At 60.6% G+C, this 17,864-nt stretch carries 10 protein-coding genes and 1 riboswitch; of the genes, 5 read left to right on the top strand and 5 right to left on the bottom strand.

Going from position 1 to position 17,864, the window contains the following annotated elements:
* Positions 1-63: 63 nt before the first annotated feature.
* Entirely contained in the window at positions 64-1,128 is a 1,065-nt protein-coding gene (locus IMCC21224_RS07390; protein WP_047994801.1) for an Mrp/NBP35 family ATP-binding protein, read from the bottom strand.
* A 224-nt stretch (positions 1,129-1,352) separates the two neighbouring features.
* Here IMCC21224_RS07390 and IMCC21224_RS07385 point away from each other — a divergent pair, with 224 nt between their 5' ends.
* Positions 1,353-1,571 (top strand): DUF1127 domain-containing protein, encoded by a 219-nt coding sequence (locus IMCC21224_RS07385; RefSeq protein ID WP_047994800.1) that lies wholly within the window; start codon positions 1,353-1,355, stop codon positions 1,569-1,571.
* Positions 1,572-2,481: 910 nt separating this feature from the next.
* Positions 2,482-5,622 (top strand): valine--tRNA ligase, encoded by a 3,141-nt coding sequence (locus tag IMCC21224_RS07375; protein ID WP_047994798.1) that lies wholly within the window; start codon positions 2,482-2,484, stop codon positions 5,620-5,622.
* 151 nt (positions 5,623-5,773) lie between these two features.
* Here the strand turns inward: IMCC21224_RS07375 and IMCC21224_RS07370 are convergent, their stop codons facing one another.
* From IMCC21224_RS07370 to metZ, 3 genes are all read right to left on the bottom strand, one after another.
* Positions 5,774-7,222, bottom strand: coding sequence for a TrkH family potassium uptake protein (locus tag IMCC21224_RS07370; RefSeq protein ID WP_197089243.1), 1,449 nt, complete (start codon positions 7,220-7,222; stop codon positions 5,774-5,776).
* Between the two features lie 114 nt (positions 7,223-7,336).
* Positions 7,337-8,437, bottom strand: a complete 1,101-nt coding sequence (gene folE2 / locus IMCC21224_RS07365; protein WP_047994796.1) for a GTP cyclohydrolase FolE2 — start codon at positions 8,435-8,437, stop codon at positions 7,337-7,339.
* A 132-nt stretch (positions 8,438-8,569) separates the two neighbouring features.
* Positions 8,570-9,739 carry an O-succinylhomoserine sulfhydrylase gene (gene metZ, locus IMCC21224_RS07360; RefSeq protein WP_047994795.1) on the bottom strand — a complete coding sequence of 390 codons (1,170 nt, stop codon included), beginning with the start codon at positions 9,737-9,739 and terminating at the stop codon, positions 8,570-8,572.
* A 63-nt stretch (positions 9,740-9,802) separates the two neighbouring features.
* Positions 9,803-9,880: riboswitch (SAM riboswitch) on the bottom strand.
* Positions 9,881-9,993: 113 nt separating this feature from the next.
* Here metZ and IMCC21224_RS07355 point away from each other — a divergent pair.
* Positions 9,994-10,356: a hypothetical protein gene (locus IMCC21224_RS07355; RefSeq protein WP_047994794.1), complete on the top strand. Its 363-nt coding sequence runs from the start codon at positions 9,994-9,996 to the stop codon at positions 10,354-10,356.
* 25 nt (positions 10,357-10,381) lie between these two features.
* Here IMCC21224_RS07355 and IMCC21224_RS07350 read toward each other — a convergent pair whose 3' ends face one another.
* Positions 10,382-12,811: an ATP-dependent helicase gene (locus IMCC21224_RS07350; RefSeq protein WP_047994793.1), complete on the bottom strand. Its 2,430-nt coding sequence runs from the start codon at positions 12,809-12,811 to the stop codon at positions 10,382-10,384.
* A gap of 177 nt (positions 12,812-12,988) precedes the next feature.
* Here IMCC21224_RS07350 and IMCC21224_RS07345 point away from each other — a divergent pair, with 177 nt between their 5' ends.
* Both IMCC21224_RS07345 and IMCC21224_RS07340 read left to right on the top strand, forming a co-directional pair.
* Positions 12,989-14,125 (top strand): alpha-hydroxy acid oxidase, encoded by a 1,137-nt coding sequence (locus IMCC21224_RS07345; RefSeq protein WP_047994792.1) that lies wholly within the window; start codon positions 12,989-12,991, stop codon positions 14,123-14,125.
* Between the two features lie 120 nt (positions 14,126-14,245).
* Positions 14,246-17,689, top strand: a complete 3,444-nt coding sequence (locus tag IMCC21224_RS07340) for a pyruvate carboxylase (RefSeq protein ID WP_047994791.1) — start codon at positions 14,246-14,248, stop codon at positions 17,687-17,689.
* The last annotated feature ends 175 nt before the right edge of the window (positions 17,690-17,864 follow it).

Genomic DNA, 17,864 nt, shown 5'->3' with positions numbered 1-17,864 from the left:
GACTCATAACCCGGCGCGCTAAGGCCTTGATCCGCGGTGACGCGTCACCGCCGCTGAGACGGCTCAGGCCACGCCTTGCGCGATCAGTGTCTCGGCCAGCCGGGCATAGGCCGCAGCCATCTCCCCGTCGCCTGCCGCCACCGGACGCCCTGAATCACCCGACAACCGGGTTTCCAGATCAATCGGCAGTTCCGCAAGCAGCGGCAAGCCGAGCCGCTCAGCTTCTTCGCGCACACCGCCATGGCCAAAGATGTGGCTCTCTCCTCCGCAGTGCGGGCAGACAAACAGCGACATATTCTCGATCAACCCCAGAACCGGGGTCTTGAGTGTCGAGAACATGTCCAGCGCCTTGCGCGCGTCGATCAGCGACACATCCTGCGGCGTGCTCACCACAATCGCCCCCGCCAGATCGGTCTTTTGGCACAGGGTCATCGCCACATCGCCGGTGCCGGGCGGCAAATCGACCAGCAGAATATCCAGTTCGCCCCAGAGCACCTGCCCCAGCATCTGTTGCAACGCCCCCATCAGCATCGGACCGCGCCAGACGACGGCCTTGTCCTCGGGCAGCATCAGGCCGATCGACATCAGCGTGACACCATGCGCGTGCAGCGGGTGAATTGTCTTGCCATCCGGGCTGGCGGGGCGCTGGTTCACGCCCATCATGCGTGGCTGACTGGGACCGTATATATCCGCGTCCAGCAGACCAACACGCCGCCCCGCCCGCGCCAAGGCCACAGCCAGGTTCGACGACACCGTCGATTTGCCAACGCCGCCTTTGCCCGATCCAATCGCGATCACCTTTGCCACGCCATCGGGGCGGGTCGGCCCGGCCTGTGGCTCTGCGTGACGCCCGATCTTGAGCGATGGCGGCTTTTTCTCGGCTGCATGGGCTGTCAGGACCGCTGATACGCTATCGACGCCGGGCACCCCGGCGACAATGGCCTCGGCGGCGCGGCGCAAAGGCTCCATCTGCCGCGCGACCTCGGGCGACGGTGCCTCGATGACAAAACGCACGGCGCCACCCTCGATCGTCAAGGCGCGAATCATATCCCGCGCAATCAGGTCGCCTCCGTCAGGCAGCGCAAGCCGCGCCAGCGCAGCCTGCACATCGGTCCGAATATCACTCATGCCTCTTCTCCTTGCATAATTGCCAAATCATCGGGCAATTGCCCATCACCTGGAAACAGCGGTTCATTCAACGCACACATTTCAGGCAAAACGCTACTACACAAACAAAAAAGTCCATGCGTTTTCTGCATAGCAGCATTGAGGCCGAAAGCTATTGTGCAACTGCAGCAATTGCCCCATCTTCAACTCAACGAAACGAACAAAGCGAAACAGGCGAACCTAAAATGGCATACGCAACGCACATCACATCCGCCGCACAAGGCACTGACGTCTCCGTATTTTCCGCGCTTCTGACCAAACTGCGCCTGCAGTTGGCCCAGCGCCGGACCTACAACCAGACCCTGCGTGAACTCGAAGCACTGAGCAACCGCGAACTGGCAGATCTGGGCATCAGCCGGTCGTCGATCCGCAGCATTGCGCAAGAGGCAGCCTACGGGGCATGACCTGACGGCGCGGCGGGATATACCCGCTGCACCCCGGTGACGGACAGTCCGTCACCCTGAAGAACACAGGAGATCCTAGATCTCTACCACAGTTCGGCGGCCCTCTCCTCCTCCCTGGGCCGGTCGGAAACGCGGCGGCACCTCTCCTCCTCCCTGGTGTCGCCGCACCAGACATTCGGGGCCCACATGGTCCCATCGGTATCGAAGGCCCTCTCCTCCTCCCTGGGCCGTTCGAAACTGCGGCGGCGCCTCTCCTCCTCCCTGGCGTCGCCGCGCCTTTCTATTCCGGGGTCATCGGACCCCACCACAGTTCGGCGGCCCTCTCCTCCTCCCTGGGCCGGTCGGAAACGCGGCGGCACCTCTCCTCCTCCCTGGTGTCGCCGCACCAGACATTCGGGGCCCACATGGTCCCATCGGTATCGAAGGCCCTCTCCTCCTCCCTGGGCCGTTCGAAACTGCGGCGGCGCCTCTCCTCCTCCCTGGCGTCGCCGCGCCTTTCTATTCCGGGGTCATCGGACCCCACCACAGTTCGGCGGCCCTCTCCTCCTCCCTGGGCCGGTCGGAAACGCGGCGGCACCTCTCCTCCTCCCTGGTGTCGCCGCACCAGACATTCGGGGCCCACTTGGTCCCATCACAGTTCGGGGCCCCTCTCCTCCTCCCTGGGGTTTCGTGAACTTGAACGGCGACGCTGAAACATGCGTCGCCGTTTTTTTTGCGTCTCGATCGGCTGCACATCGAACGCGTAAGATTGCGCGGATCGAACAGTGATCTGCACGCCCCACCCCGTCCAAGGCCACCCCACATCCCGCATTTCCCCACCTGCCGGCTTTCCCTCGGGCCTCAGCTTCGGTAGAGGATCAGGTTACAGGACAGGACCGGGGCCGCGCGCCCCAAGGACGGGGACAAACCCATGGCTATGGAAAAGACATTTGATGCGACCGAGGCCGAGGCGCGCCTCTATCAGGCCTGGGAAGACTCGGGCGCGTTCAAGGCCGGGGCCAACGCCTCGCGGGCGGAACATTATTCGGTCATGATCCCACCGCCCAATGTGACGGGTTCGCTGCACATGGGGCATGCGTTCAACAACACGTTGCAGGACATCCTGGTTCGCTGGAAACGCATGCAGGGCTATGACACCCTGTGGCAACCCGGCACCGATCACGCCGGCATTGCCACCCAGATGGTGACAGAACGTGAAATGGCCGCCAACGGTGAACCAACGCGCCGCGATATGGGCCGCGACGCCTTTTTGTCGCGCGTCTGGCAGCAAAAGATCGCATCGCGCGGCACGATCATTGGCCAGCTCAAACGTCTTGGTGCAAGTTGCGACTGGTCGCGCGAGGCGTTCACCATGTCCGGCGCACCCGGTGCCCCCGAAGGTGAAGCCGGCAATTTCCACGACGCCGTTATCAAGGTCTTTGTCGAGATGTACGCCAAGGGGCTGATCTATCGCGGCAAGCGGCTGGTCAACTGGGACCCGCATTTTGAGACCGCAATTTCGGACCTTGAGGTCGAGAATATCGACGTCGCAGGCCATATGTGGCATTTCAAATACCCGCTCGCGGGTGGTGAAACCTATACCTATGTCGAAAAGAACGAAGACGGAAATGTCCTGTTCGAAGAGGTGCGCGACTATATCTCAATCGCCACGACACGGCCCGAAACCATGCTGGGCGACGGCGCGGTGGCCGTTCACCCGCTGGATGAGCGCTATGCACCGATCGTCGGTAAGCTGTGCGAAATTCCAGTCGGCCCCAAAGAACACCGCCGCCTGATTCCGATCATCACCGACGACTACCCCGACCGCAATTTCGGCTCTGGCGCGGTCAAGATCACTGGCGCACATGATTTCAACGACTACGCCGTGGCAAAACGCGGCAATATTCCGTGTTACCGCCTGATGGACACCCGCGCCGCGATGCGCGCCGATGGTGCGTCCTACGCCGACGAAGCCGCCAAAGCGCAGGCCATCGTCAACGGACAGGCCTTTACCGAGGCCGAGATTGATTCGATCAACCTTGTCCCGGATGCCTATCGCGGGCTGGGCCGGTTTGCGGCGCGTGACATGGTGATTGCCGACATCACCGCCGAGGGGCTGGCCGTCATGGTGCCGAATCCTGCGTGGGAAGCGGCGGATGCCGACGCGCGTGAAGAAATGCAGCCGACCATTGCGTATGTTGAAAACAAATCCATCATGCAGCCGTTTGGTGACCGCTCCAAAGTGGTGATCGAACCGATGCTGACGGATCAGTGGTTTGTCGACACCGACAAGATCGTCGGCCCGGCGCTGGATGCCGTGAGAAATGGTGACACGCAGATTATCCCCGAGCGCGAGAAAAAGGTCTATTTCCACTGGCTGGAAAACATCGAACCCTGGTGTATTTCCCGCCAACTTTGGTGGGGCCATCAAATTCCGGTTTGGTATGGTCTTGACCTCGAACGTCACGGCTTTGTCGATGACGAAAGCGACGGGGCGCTTGATCTGGTCGAAATGGGGCGGCTTTTGCTGGATCAAGACCTGATCGAAGGCACGGACCGTTTTCACTGTGCGTCGGATTTCGAATCCGTCAGCAAACAATTCAGTGACGTGCTCGACACTTTGCCGACCCCGCTCAACCATTGCCGGGTTGTCGAGGTCGCTGACCGCGCAACAGCAATTCACACACTGGCACAAAGCCTTGCCGATTATACCGCCACTCAGGATCCGACCCAACTGGTCTATCCGGTCTGGCGCGATTCCGACGTGCTCGACACTTGGTTCTCGTCCGGTCTCTGGCCGATTGGCACCCTTGGCTGGCCCGAACAGACGCCCGAGTTGCAGAAATACTTTCCGACCAGTGACCTGATCACTGGTACTGACATCCTGTTCTTCTGGGTTGCGCGGATGATGATGATGCAGCTGACGGTCGTCGATCAGGTGCCGTTCAAGACGGTCTACCTGCACGGCCTTGTGCGCGATGCCCGGGGCAAGAAGATGTCGAAATCGCTGGGCAATGTCGTCGATCCGCTGGAGCTGATCGACGAATTCGGCGCTGACGCCTTACGGTTCACCAATGCCGCCATGGCGTCGCTTGGTGGCGCGCTCAAGCTGGATACTCAGCGCATCGCGGGATATCGTAATTTCAGCACCAAGCTGTGGAATGCCTGCCGTTTCGCGGAGATGAATAGCGTCTTTGAGGGACGTGTCGCAAGCACCGCGCAGGTCCCGACCCCGTCACAGACCGCCAACAAATGGATCATCGGTGAAACCGCGCGCGTGCGGGCCGAGGTTGACGCCGCGCTGGACACCTACCGTTTCAACGATGCGGCGACCGCGCTGTATGCCTTTGTCTGGGGCAAGGTCTGCGATTGGTATGTCGAATTCTCAAAGCCGCTGTTTGACAGCCAGGACGCTGAAATCATTTCCGAAACCCGCACCACGATGGCCTGGGTTCTGGACCAGTGCCTGATCCTGCTTCACCCGATCATGCCCTTTATCACCGAAGAGTTGTGGGGCACCCTCGCGCCGCGCACCAAGTTGTTGATCCATGCCGACTGGCCCAGCTATGCGCCCGTCGAACTGGTGGATACAGTCGCAGATCGCGAGATGACATGGGTGATTTCATTGATTGACGGTGTGCGGTCCGCGCGCGCACAGATGCATGTCCCGGCCGGCCTCAAGGTGCCGATGCTGGTCACGGATCTGGACGCAGCCGGACAGGCCGCATGGGAACGCAACGAGGCATTGATAAAACGACTTGCACGGATCGAATCGCTCGACTCGGTTGAGGCGTTCCCCAAAGGTTGTGTGATCATCCCAGTCGAAGGCGGGGTCTTTGGTCTCCCGCTCGCCGGGATTATCGACGTTGAGGCGGAAAAATCCCGGCTGGAAAAGAGTCTGGGCAAACTGGCCAAGGAAATCGGCGGTCTCAAGGGGCGGCTGAACAATCCGAAATTCGCCGCCAGCGCCCCCGATGAGGTTGTACAAGAAGCCCGCGACAATCTGGCCGCGCGTGAGGAAGAGGCCGCGGCGCTCAGCGCCGCCCTCGCCCGCCTGGCCGAACTTGGCTAAGCGGCACAGGTGATAGAAACCTAAAAGGCGCGGTGCCTTCCCGCGCCTTTTACGTGATTGGGCTGGCCAAGGTCCGTGTAGGCTCAGACTGCTGTGGTCTGATGCGCCGGGCGGTCCGACGCGGACTGTCGTCCATGCCGCTGTCTGACTGTCAGCCCCGCCAGAATTGCACCGTCAAAATCGCATATACCACCAATAGTTCGAGGCGACCCAACAGCATCGCGATGATCAGCAACCACTTAGCGGGGTCGTTCAATCCCTGGAACGTGCCCGAGGGGCCAATCTGATCCCCCAACCCCGGCCCGACATTGGCCAGCGCCGTGGCAGCGCCGGAAATCGCGGTGATGAAATCCAGCCCCGTCATCCCCAGCGCGACCGAAATCACCCCGAGCGTCACCACAAAGAAAACAAAGAACGAGATCACCGAACTAAGGACATCCTCGCCCACCGGGCGTCCTTCGTACCGCATGGTGAAAATCCCGTGTGGGTTGCGAATCTTGCGCAGCTGAATCGCGATGGCCGCGAACAAAAGCTGATAGCGGAACACCTTTACCGAACAGGCGGTCGAACCGGCGCAACCACCAATCAGCCCGATAAAAAAGAAGAGCGCAATCGGGAACGGACCCCATAACATATAGTCCACCGACGCATAGCCGGTGCCCGAGATAATCGAGGTGATATTGAACAGCGCCTCTCGGACCGCCTGTTCGGGATGATGCGGAAAGGTGCGCAACAGCACAAACACCATGACGGCCACCAGCACAAAGATGATACCAAAGAATGTCCGCACCTGGCTGTCACGGAATATCGCCCGTTGGTTGCCGTTAACCATCTGCACGTAGCGCACAAATGGCAGCGCCGCGAGCAGCATAAAGACCGAGGCGACATATTCCGCAGAGCCTGAAAACTTACCAAACGAGGCATCGTAGTTGGAAAAACCGCCTGTCGAAACCGTGGTCAGCGCATGCACAGACGCGTCGAATGCGTTCATCCCCGTCACGATATAGGCCAGCGCACAAACCAGCGTCAGCGTCACATAGATGGTCGAAATGCTCGACGCGATCTGCGTCGCCCGCGGCAGGATTTTTCCCATGGTCTCGAACGCTTCGGACCGGAACACCTGCATCCCGCCGACCCGCAGCGCGGGCAGGAACACCATCGCTACGACGATCACGCCAATGCCGCCCAGCCATTGCAACAGCCCGCGCCACAGCAGAATGCCTTTGGGCAGTTCCTCGAGCCCGGTAAAGACGGTCGATCCGGTTGTGGTCAGCCCCGACATCGCTTCGAACAACGCATCGACAAACCGCGCCTCGGTCGCCCCCAGTACAAAGGGCAATGCACCAAAGATCGGCAGCGCCACCCAGACCCCCGTGGTCAGTAAAAAAGTCTGCTGGATCGACAGCCGGTCGGGCACCGAGTTAGCACAGGCCATCGCCACCAGCGCGCCGCTCATCACGGTGATGATCGCGCTCTGGGCAAAGACCGGCCAGGCGCCGCGCCCTTCGGCGATATCCACAAGCATCGGCAACAGCATGGTCAGACCCAGAATGGCCACCAGCAGGCTGATCACATAAGCAACGGGGCGCAGGTCGAACATGGGCGCAGCGTTGGCCTGCGCCCGTGTCAGTGTCAAGCCATCCCGCCCTGCCGGACCGCGCGACCCGACAGATGTTGTCGCGCGGTCAGAATCGGCCCCGCCACCCCGCCGACGTCAGCCGACGTGGAACAATGTCGAAAACAATTTCGGATCCAGGGATTCGTCAGCGAACAGCGCACCTTCGGTCAACACCGACACCGCGTCGTGACTGTGCAGACTTTCCTGATGCGAGGCGAGTACACGGAAATCCCCGATCCGCCGGTCTTTTTGCACCTGCTCTGCAAAGAGCCGCGCGGCATCCTCGACAAAGATCGGATTCGCGGCGTTCAGCTCGGCAAAAGCCTGTTCGTCCTCGCGTTTGACCATCACCTGCGTCTCGGTTGGGACAGCGTTGCGGCACATCTCGATCAGATCTTCGAACCACAGGCATTTTCCGTCCAGCACCTCGACCGAAATCCGCGCGACCGAGCGTTGCGAATGCGGTGTTGCCAGCTGCCCGCGTGTGCGCCGGGCGTGTTCTGCAAGCTCTAACGAACAGGGGCAGGTCGAGCTGTAGACATAGTCCAGGTGCATGATCTCGCGGCGGACACCCGCCGTCTCGACCAGCTCAAGCGCAATGTCGTAATACTGATATCCTGACAGGCCCGAGCGCAGGCTTTCAACCCGCACCGGGAAAGACAGCCGCATGTTGATCCGCGCATCAAAACTCTCGAGATCCTTTTTGTAATCGTCGAGAGCCGCCTCAATCACGCCAAAGCTGAACGTCTTTTCTGCGTGTTTGTAGAACGATCGCATGATCCGGGACATGTTGATGCCCTTTTTACCCGCATCCAGACTGACGGTGCCGGTCACGCTGGTTTCCAAGGTCAATGCGCCACTGTCACGGGTGCGGTATTGCAGCGGCAACCGAAAGTTCGAGATGCCAACATGCTGGATCGCGCGGTCCGCCCCCCGGATCAGCGTGGCCGAACCGTTTTGCAGATCCGGCAGTGTCGCCTTGTAAGCACCCGTTACGGCAAAGCTCTGGGGGTAATCCCGCGACAGTACCGGGTATTCATCCGCCGGGGCATCCGGGGCCAGCCGTGCCAGCACCGGGTCCAGCGCCTCGATCTCGGAATCGGGTACCTTGCCGGCCCAGAGCCGCAACAGCGCGAGCGCCTTTGCAGCCTCTTCCCGGCTTGGCACGCGATCAATCTCTGGCGTGTGAATGTTCATCAGGTGGCCCCTTTGCGTCATCGCAGACAGCTTACATAGGTCTTTGCGTAAAGGAATTCCAATTCTAAGCAGCATTTCGCGACAAAGGTATCGGCGAGATCCCGGTTTCAGCCGGAACCGCGCCGAAAACCATCACGCCTGCGCCAGCGCCTGAAGAATGTCGGCCACCAGATCGTCTGGATCCTCGATCCCGACTGACAACCGCACCAAACCGTCCGAAATCCCCAGCGACGCGCGCTGCTCAGGGCTTAGACGCTGATGTGTTGTGGTCGCCGGATGGGTCACGATGGATTTTGTATCGCCCAGATTGTTCGAGATCAGCACAATCTCAAGCGCGTTGAGGAACCGGAACGCTGCCTCTTTGCCACCCGAAAGGTCGAGTGACACCATCGTTCCGCCCTTGCCAATCTGGCGTAGCATCAGCCCGTGTTGCGGATGCTCGGGCAGACCGGGATAAATCACCTGGTGCAGTTTGTCATGGCCGCTGACTGCCTCGGCGATAGCCAGTGCCGTGGATGTCTGCGCCCGCACCCGTAAGTCAATCGTCTCAAGTCCCTTGAGCATGACCCAGGCCGTAAACGGGCTCATCGAGCCGCCGGTATGCTTCATATAGGGTTCGACCGTCTTGCGGATAAACTCTTGCGTGCCCAGAATCACACCACCAAGGGTGCGGCCCTGGCCGTCGATATGTTTGGTCGCGGAATAGACCACCACATCGGCGCCTTGCTCGATCGCCTTGGAATAGACCGGGGTGGAAAAGACGTTATCGACCACCACGGTCGCGCCGACCGTATGCGCCAGCGCGGACACCCCGGCGATGTCGACCAGTTCCAGCGTCGGGTTGGACATGGATTCAAAGAACACCGCCTTGGTGTCCGGGCGCAGCGCCGCCGTCCATTGGTCCAGATCCGCACCGTCAACAAAGGTAACTTCGACGCCAAAGCGCGGCAGGATCGTCTCAAGGATGTACAGGCAAGAGCCGAACAATGCCCGGGCCGACACGACATGATCGCCAGCCTTCAACATCGACACCAGCGCGCCATTGACAGCGGCCATGCCGCTCGCTGTGGCAAAGCCGTCTTCGGCCCCTTCCAGCAGTGCAATCCGTTCCTCGAACATGCGCACGGTCGGATTACCGTAACGGGCATAGATATATTCGTCCGGCCCGGATTGGATGAACCGCGCCTCGGCCTGCTCGGCGCTGTCATAGGCAAACCCCTGAGTCAGGAAGATCGCCTCGCTCAGCTCTCCCCACTGGCTGCGTTTGGTGCCGCCATGCACGAGCTGTGTCCGTTTTTTCATCTCTTACGCTCCCGGGCCTCATGGGCCACAAAAAAACCCCCGTCGCGGCCAAGCGAAAGGGGGTCCCCTCGTCGTCTGACCTCTTTAGCGGTATGTTTTACGTGGCCCGCAATCCGGTAACAAATCGCCACAGCATGTGGTCTACGACCCGTTGCATCACAGGTCAAGACCGTCACGCAGCTGTAACCCCCGCTTCACGCTAGCTTCGTATGGATGAACTACTGAAAGGCAACAAGATGTAGTGGGGCTTGAACATGTACTTCTTTGACACTTCAGCCAGCCGGAATGCTCTGTCCGGGGCTTTGCGACTCGAGATGTGGCGCGACACCCTCGAAACCGCGATCACGAGCGCGATGCCCGACGGGACCCTCGAAGAGGAATTCACCGAAGCATTGCTGTTCGTGTTGTCGATCCGTCTCAACCGTCTGACCGGTGGAGCACCCGACATGACCTTTTCCGCTCGGTGCCATAATTCGTCCAAGACGGCGCGATTGCTGTCGACGCGGATGATCTGGGCAGCGATGGGTGCGGGCATTGACCTCTATTGCGCCTCTTTTCGCGGCGAGGCGCTACATTGTGAGACCGCCTGGTACAACCACACACATCGCATCGCCTGAGCCCGCTGTTTTGACGCGCCACCCGTCAGAACGGCACGTCATCCGCCGCACAGATAAATCGTGCCACGACCTTTTTGGCACCGGACTTTTCAAAATCAATCTCGAGCTTGTCGCCCTCGATCCCGATGATCGCGCCATAGCCGAATTTCTGGTGAAACACCCGCTCACCCATCACATAAGACGACACTGCGTTCAGGTCGATCACCGTGCCGTGGCTGACCTTTGGCTGGTTCACCGACCGTTCGGATGCCCGCGCCTGTAGCCGTTTCCATCCCGGAGAATTGTAAACATTCGCCTCGGCGACACGGCTTTCGATGCCGCTGGACACACCACCCATACCTGCCGCGCCATAGCCACCACCATACAGTCCCGGCGGCGTCAGCACATCGACATGATCCTCGGGCAATTCATCAATGAACCGTGACGGCAACGCCGACTGCCATTGACCGAACACGCGGCGGTTGGCGGCAAAGGAAATCGTGCAGAGCTCTTCGGCGCGGGTGATGCCGACATAGGCCAGCCGCCGTTCCTCCTCGAGCCCCTTGACGCCGCTTTCGTCCATGGACCGTTGCGAGGGGAACAACCCATCCTCCCAACCCGGCAGGAACAGCATCGGGAATTCCAGCCCCTTGGCACCGTGTAGTGTCATGATCGACACCTTGGCGCCACCATCGTCGCTTTCGTTGTCCATGATCAGGCTGACATGTTCCAGAAACCCTTGCAGGTTCTCGAAATTATCCAGCGCCTTGATCAGTTCCTTGAGGTTTTCCAGCCGCCCCGGCCCTTCGGGCGTTTTATCGTTCTGCCACATCGTCGTGTAGCCGCTTTCGTCCAGGATGACCTCGGCCAGTTCCATATGGCTGATCTCGGGCGGGCCGTATTCATAACGTACCGCCCCGAAGTCGTCGTCGATCACACTGTCGGGGTCGGCGCCAACCTCACGGACCGGCCCACGAATCTTACTACTCCAGCGCGCCAACCCGTCGACCAGTTCGCGCAGTGCGGCACCGCCCTTGCCCTTGATAAGCCCCTGATCGACGGTCAAACGCGCGCCTTCCAGCAGGGAGACGCCGCTTGATCGCGCCGCCAGCTGAATGGTCTGCTGCGCCTTGTCACCCAAGCCGCGTTTGGGTGTATTCACGATCCGCTCGAACGCCAGATCGTCGTCAGGGCTGATCACCAGCCGGAAATACGCCATGGCATCGCGGATCTCCATCCGCTCGTAGAATCGCGGGCCGCCAATCACCCGATATGGCAGTCCGATGGTCAGGAACCGATCCTCGAACGCGCGCATCTGATGTGACGCCCGCACCAGAATCGCCATCTCATCCAGCGAAAATGCCCGCAGGCCACGGCTGCCCTTTTGCCCGGCCTCGATTTCCTCACCGATCCAGCGCGCCTCTTCCTCTCCGTCCCAATGGCCGATCAGGCGAACTTTTTCGCCGTTCTGCGCCTCGGTCCACAGCTCCTTGCCCAAGCGTCCCTGATTGCCGGCGATCACACCGCTGGCGGCGGCCAGAATATGCGGGGTCGAGCGGTAATTCTGCTCAAGCCGCACAACATGGGCGCCAGGGAAATCCTTTTCGAACCGCAGGATGTTGCCGACCTCAGCCCCGCGCCAGCCATAGATCGACTGATCATCATCCCCAACGCAGCAAATGTTGCGATGCGATGCCGCCAGCAGCCGCAGCCACATATACTGCGCGACGTTGGTATCCTGATACTCATCGACAAGGATGTAGCGGAACCAGCGTTGATACTGCTCCAACACATCGCCATGGGTTTGAAAAATCGTCACCACATGCAGAAGCAGATCGCCGAAATCGACGGCGTTCAGCTCCTTGAGCCGCGCCTGGTACAGCGCATACAGCCGTGGCCCTTTGTTGTTGAACGCTCCGGCGTCGGCGGCAGGCACTTTGTCCGGGGTCAGCGCGCGGTTCTTCCACTGGTCGATAATGCCCGCCAGCATCCGCGCGGGCCAGCGCTTGTCGTCGATCTTTTCGGCCGCGATCAATTGCTTCATCAGTCGGATCTGGTCGTCGGTGTCCAGAATGGTAAAGTTCGACTTTAACCCGACCAGTTCGGCATGCCGCCGCAACAGCTTGACGCAGATCGAATGGAAGGTGCCGAGCCAAGGCATCCCCTCAACCGTCTCACCCAACATGCGGCCCACGCGATTCTTCATCTCGCGCGCGGCCTTGTTGGTAAAGGTCACAGCAAGAATCTCGTTTGGGCGGGCGCGCCCGGTGTTCAGAAGATGCACGATTCGCGCGGTCAGCGCCTTGGTTTTGCCGGTGCCTGCCCCCGCCAGCATCAGCACCGGGCCATCCATCGTCTCGACCGCTTCGCGCTGCGCCGGGTTCAATTCGTCCAGATAGGGCGCAGGTCGCGCGGCCATCGCGCGCGCGGACAGCGATGCACCTTCAAAGGCGTCCATTTCATCGAAACTGCTCATCCTGCCAGAGTAGCCGCGATATCCCCCGAGATAAAGAGATGTTCGGGCATTGTTCCGTAACAATATCTGTTGCCCGCCGACCGGATCATTGGGTTGAGCCGTGCGGACTGCCTAATAGAATGCAGTTGCGGCATTGCCCCTCTTGCAGCCGCCGCGACAAAACGCCATTCATGCGGCATGGATGCCAATAGTCGCTTTCCCGCCATCTCGGACCTGCGTGCCCAGGCGCGTCGCCGGATCCCGCGTTTCGTCTGGGACTACCTCGATAGTGGCACCGGCACCGAAGCAACCCTGAACCGCAACCGGCAGGCGCTCGATCAGGTGCGGTTCGTGCCATCAATCCTGCACGGCGAGATCGCGCCAGACCTCACCACACCGTTACTGGGCGAGGAATATCCGCTGCCGTTCGGCGTAGCCCCGCTGGGGATGTCCGGTCTGATCTGGCCCGATGCCGAACGCCTCTTGGCGCAGGCCGCCACGAACGCGCGGCTGCCATATACGCTGTCAACTGTCGCGGCACAGACGCCCGAAACCGTCGGCCCGCTGACCGGTGGCAAGGGCTGGTTTCAACTCTATCCGCCCCGCGACACCGAGATTCGCAAGGACATGCTAAAGCGTGCGCGTGATTCTGGTTTCTCGACCCTTGTTCTGACCGTCGATGTCCCGGTTGCATCGCGCCGCGAGCGGCAATTGCGATCGGGCCTGACGCAGCCGCCCCGACTGACGCCGCGCCTACTGGCGCAGGTTGCGCTGCGGCCCGCCTGGGCGCTTGGCACCGCGCGGATCGGCATGCCGCATATGCGCACGCTCGATACTTACAGCAGCGATACCGGCGCGCGTGATTCTACGGCCCATGTCGGTTATCTTCTGCGCACCTCGCCGGATTGGGATTACCTGGACTGGCTGCGCGAACACTGGGATGGCCCGCTGATCGTCAAGGGCGTGCTGGACCCGAACGACGCGCCGCGCCTGCAGGCTGCGGGGGTCGATGCGATCTGGGTCAGCAACCATTCGGGACGACAGTTCGACGCCGCCCCCGCCAGCATCGAGGCGTTGCCACTGATCCGGGCGCAGACCACGCTGCCGCTGATCTTTGACAGCGGTGTGACTGGCGGCCTCGACATCCTGCGCGCGATCGCGCTGGGGGCCGATTTTGTCATGCTGGGTCGTCCATTCCACTATGCGCTGGGTGCGCTTGGGCGCGACGGGCCTGCGCATCTGATCGATATCCTACAACGCGATCTTGTTGCCAATCTTGGCCAGCTTGGCGTTGCCAAGCCCGCTGACCTGCGCGGACAGGCCGTCACCAATTGATACAATCGCCGCAAAACAAGGCATCCGCCCCCAGACGACGAACCTACGCGTTGCCCCGAGTTGTAGCCCGGATAATTCTTACGTACCCTTAATGGCATCCTCAGTCCCAGGAAGATCCCCATGCCCGATTTCAAGAAAATCCTCATCGCCAACCGTGGTGAAATCGCCATTCGCATCATGCGTGCTGCCAATGAAATGGGCAAAAAGACGGTCGCCGTCTTTGCGGAAGAGGACAAGCTGGGCCTGCACCGGTTCAAGGCCGACGAAGCCTACCGCATCGGCAAAGGGCTGGGCCCCGTCGCCGCCTATCTGAGCATCCCCGAAATCATCCGAGTGGCCAAGGAATGCGGCGCCGACGCAATCCACCCCGGCTATGGACTGCTGTCCGAGAACCCGGAATTTGTCGATGCCTGCGACGCGGCCGGCATCACCTTTATTGGCCCCAAGGCCAAGACCATGCGCCAGTTGGGCGACAAGGCCAGCGCCCGCCGGGTTGCGATCGAGGCAGGCGTGCCGGTCATTCCCGCCACCGAAGTGCTGGGTGACGACATGGAGCTGATCAAGAAACAGGCAGCCGAGGTCGGCTATCCGCTGATGCTCAAGGCGTCCTGGGGCGGCGGCGGGCGCGGAATGCGCCCGATCATGGCCGAGAAGGAGCTTGAGGAGAAGGTCAAGGAAGGCCGTCGCGAAGCCGCTGCTGCCTTTGGCAACGACGAAGGCTATCTTGAGAAAATGATCATGCGCGCCCGCCACGTCGAGGTGCAGATCCTTGGCGACAGCCACGGTAACATTTACCACCTGTTCGAACGCGACTGTTCGGTTCAGCGCCGCAACCAAAAGGTCGTGGAACGCGCCCCTGCACCCTATCTTTCCGAGGCACAGCGCGAAGAAATCTGCGAGTTGGGTCGCAAGATCTGCGCCCATGTTAACTATGAATGCGCGGGCACGGTCGAATTCCTGATGGATATGGATTCGGGCAAGTTCTTCTTTATCGAAGTTAACCCCCGGGTGCAGGTCGAACACACGGTGACAGAGGAAGTGACCGGCATCGACATCGTGCAGGCGCAGATCATGATCGCCGAGGGCAAGTCGTTGGCCGAAGCCACCGGCAAGGCCAGCCAGTATGACATCCGCCTGACCGGCCACGCGCTGCAAACCCGGATCACCACCGAAGATCCGCAGAACAACTTTATCCCCGATTATGGCCGCATTTCGGCCTATCGCTCGGCCACGGGGATGGGCATCCGACTTGATGGCGGCACCGCCTATGCCGGCGGCGTGATCACCCGCTACTACGATTCGCTGCTGGTCAAGATCACCGCATCAGCACAGACCCCGCAAAAGGCCATCGCCCGGATGGACCGCGCCCTGCGCGAATTCCGTATCCGCGGCGTCAGCACGAACATCGCCTTTGTCGAAAACCTGCTGAAACATCCGACATTTCTGAATAACCAGTACCACACCAAATTCATCGACGAGACGCCCGAGCTTTTCCATTTCAAAAAGCGCCGTGATCGCGGCACCAAGGTGCTGACCTATATCGCCGACATAACCGTGAACGGTCACCCCGAGGTTGAGGGCCGCGCCCGTCCGCACCCCGATCTCAAACCCGCCAAGGCACCGATCTTGCGCACCGAAACACCCACCCCAGGCACCCGTAACTTGCTGGACGAAAAGGGACCGCAGGGCGTGGCCGACTGGATGGCGGCGCAGAAACAGCTTCTGATCACCGACACCACCATGCGTGACGGGCACCAGTCGCTACTGGCGACGCGGATGCGGTCAATCGACATGATTCAGGCCGCACCGGCCTATGCTGCCAACCTGCCGCAACTCTTCTCGGTCGAATGCTGGGGCGGTGCGACCTTTGATGTGGCCTACCGGTTCCTGCAGGAATGCCCATGGCAGCGCCTGCGCGATATCCGCGAAAAGATGCCCAACATCATGACGCAGATGCTGCTGCGTGGGTCGAACGGCGTTGGCTATACCAACTATCCCGACAACGTGGTGCAGGCCTTTGTCCAGCGCGCTGCGCTGTCCGGGGTCGATGTGTTCCGCGTGTTTGATTCGCTCAACTGGGTTGAAAACATGCGCGTCTCGATGGACGCTGTGCTTGAGTCGGGCAAGGTGCTCGAAGGGTCGATCTGCTATACCGGCGATATCCTCGACCCGGCCCGCGCCAAATATTCGCTGAAATACTATGTCGAGATGGGCAAGGAACTAAAGGCCGCCGGATCGCATATCCTGGGGCTCAAGGACATGGCGGGGCTGCTCAAACCTTCGGCCGCCGGGCCTTTGGTCAAGGCGCTGAAGGAAGAAGTCGGCCTGCCGATCCATTTCCACACACATGACACCTCTGGCGCCGCCATCGCGTCGATCATGGCTGCCGCTGCTGCCGGTGTCGATGCGGTGGATGCGGCGATGGACGCGCTGTCGGGCAACACCTCTCAGCCGACTTTCGGGTCTGTGGTCGAGGCACTCAAGAACACAGACCGCGACACCGGGCTGGATATGTCGGTGATCCGCGAAATGTCCAACTATTGGGAGGCGGTGCGCGGCCAGTATGCCGCCTTTGAATCCTCGCTTCAGGCTCCCGCTTCTGAGGTGTACCTGCACGAAATGCCGGGTGGGCAGTTCACCAACCTCAAGGCGCAGGCGCGCTCGCTGGGGCTCGAGGAGCGTTGGCACGAGGTTGCGCAGACCTACGCTGACGTGAACCAGATGTTCGGCGATATCGTCAAGGTGACGCCTTCGTCCAAGGTGGTCGGTGACATGGCGCTGATGATGGTTTCTCAGGGTCTGACCCGCGCCGACGTGGAAAATCCCGCCACAGACGTCAGCTTTCCCGATTCGGTGATCGACATGATGCGCGGCAACCTCGGCCAGCCTCCGGGTGGCTTTCCCGATACAATTGTTAAAAAAGTGCTGAAAGCCGAAAAGCCCAACACCGAACGTCCCGGCAAACACGTGCCTGCCGCTGATCTGGAAAGCACGCGCGCAGAGGTTAGCAAAGAGATGGACGGCAAAGAGGTCGATGACGAGGATCTGATGGGTTACATGATGTATCCCAAGGTCTTCCTCGACTATATGGGCCGTCACAAAACCTACGGCCCGGTGCGGGTTCTGCCAACGCGGACGTTCTTTTACGGCATGGAACCGGGTGAAGAGATCACCGCCGAGATCGACCCCGGCAAGACGCTGGAAATTCGCCTGATCACCGTTGGCGAAACCCATGAGGATGGCGAGGCGCGGGTGTTCTTTGAACTCAACGGCCAGCCCCGCGCTGTGCGTGTCCCCAACCGCAAGGCCAAGGCCACGTCCATCGCACGTCCCAAAGCCGAGGTTGGCAACCCCAATCACATCGGCGCCCCCATGCCCGGCGTGGTCGCCACCGTATCGGCACAGGTCGGCAAAAAAGTCACAGAAGGCGACCTGCTGCTGACCATCGAAGCCATGAAAATGGAGACCGGTCTGCACGCCGAGCGCGACGCCGTGATCAAGGCGGTGCATGTCCAGGCCGGCGGCCAGATCGACGCCAAAGATCTGCTGATTGAGCTGGAATAACTGAAAAATACGACTTTCGGCCCGCGCCAAAGCATATCAGCGCAGGCCGAAAGTCACGCTTCTCAAAGTTTGAAAGCCGGGCGCCTCTCAAGTTTCATTCAGTACCGAGATCGGTTCAGAATCACATTCGCTTCGCCGCGCAGTTCATTGAATTTGAATAAACCTCTTTACGATT

It is taken from the genome of Puniceibacterium sp. IMCC21224, assembly GCF_001038505.1.
Classification (GTDB): domain Bacteria; phylum Pseudomonadota; class Alphaproteobacteria; order Rhodobacterales; family Rhodobacteraceae; genus Puniceibacterium.
The sequence above is the reverse complement of the archived record's forward strand: the minus strand, read 5'-3'. Positions and strand labels throughout refer to the sequence as shown.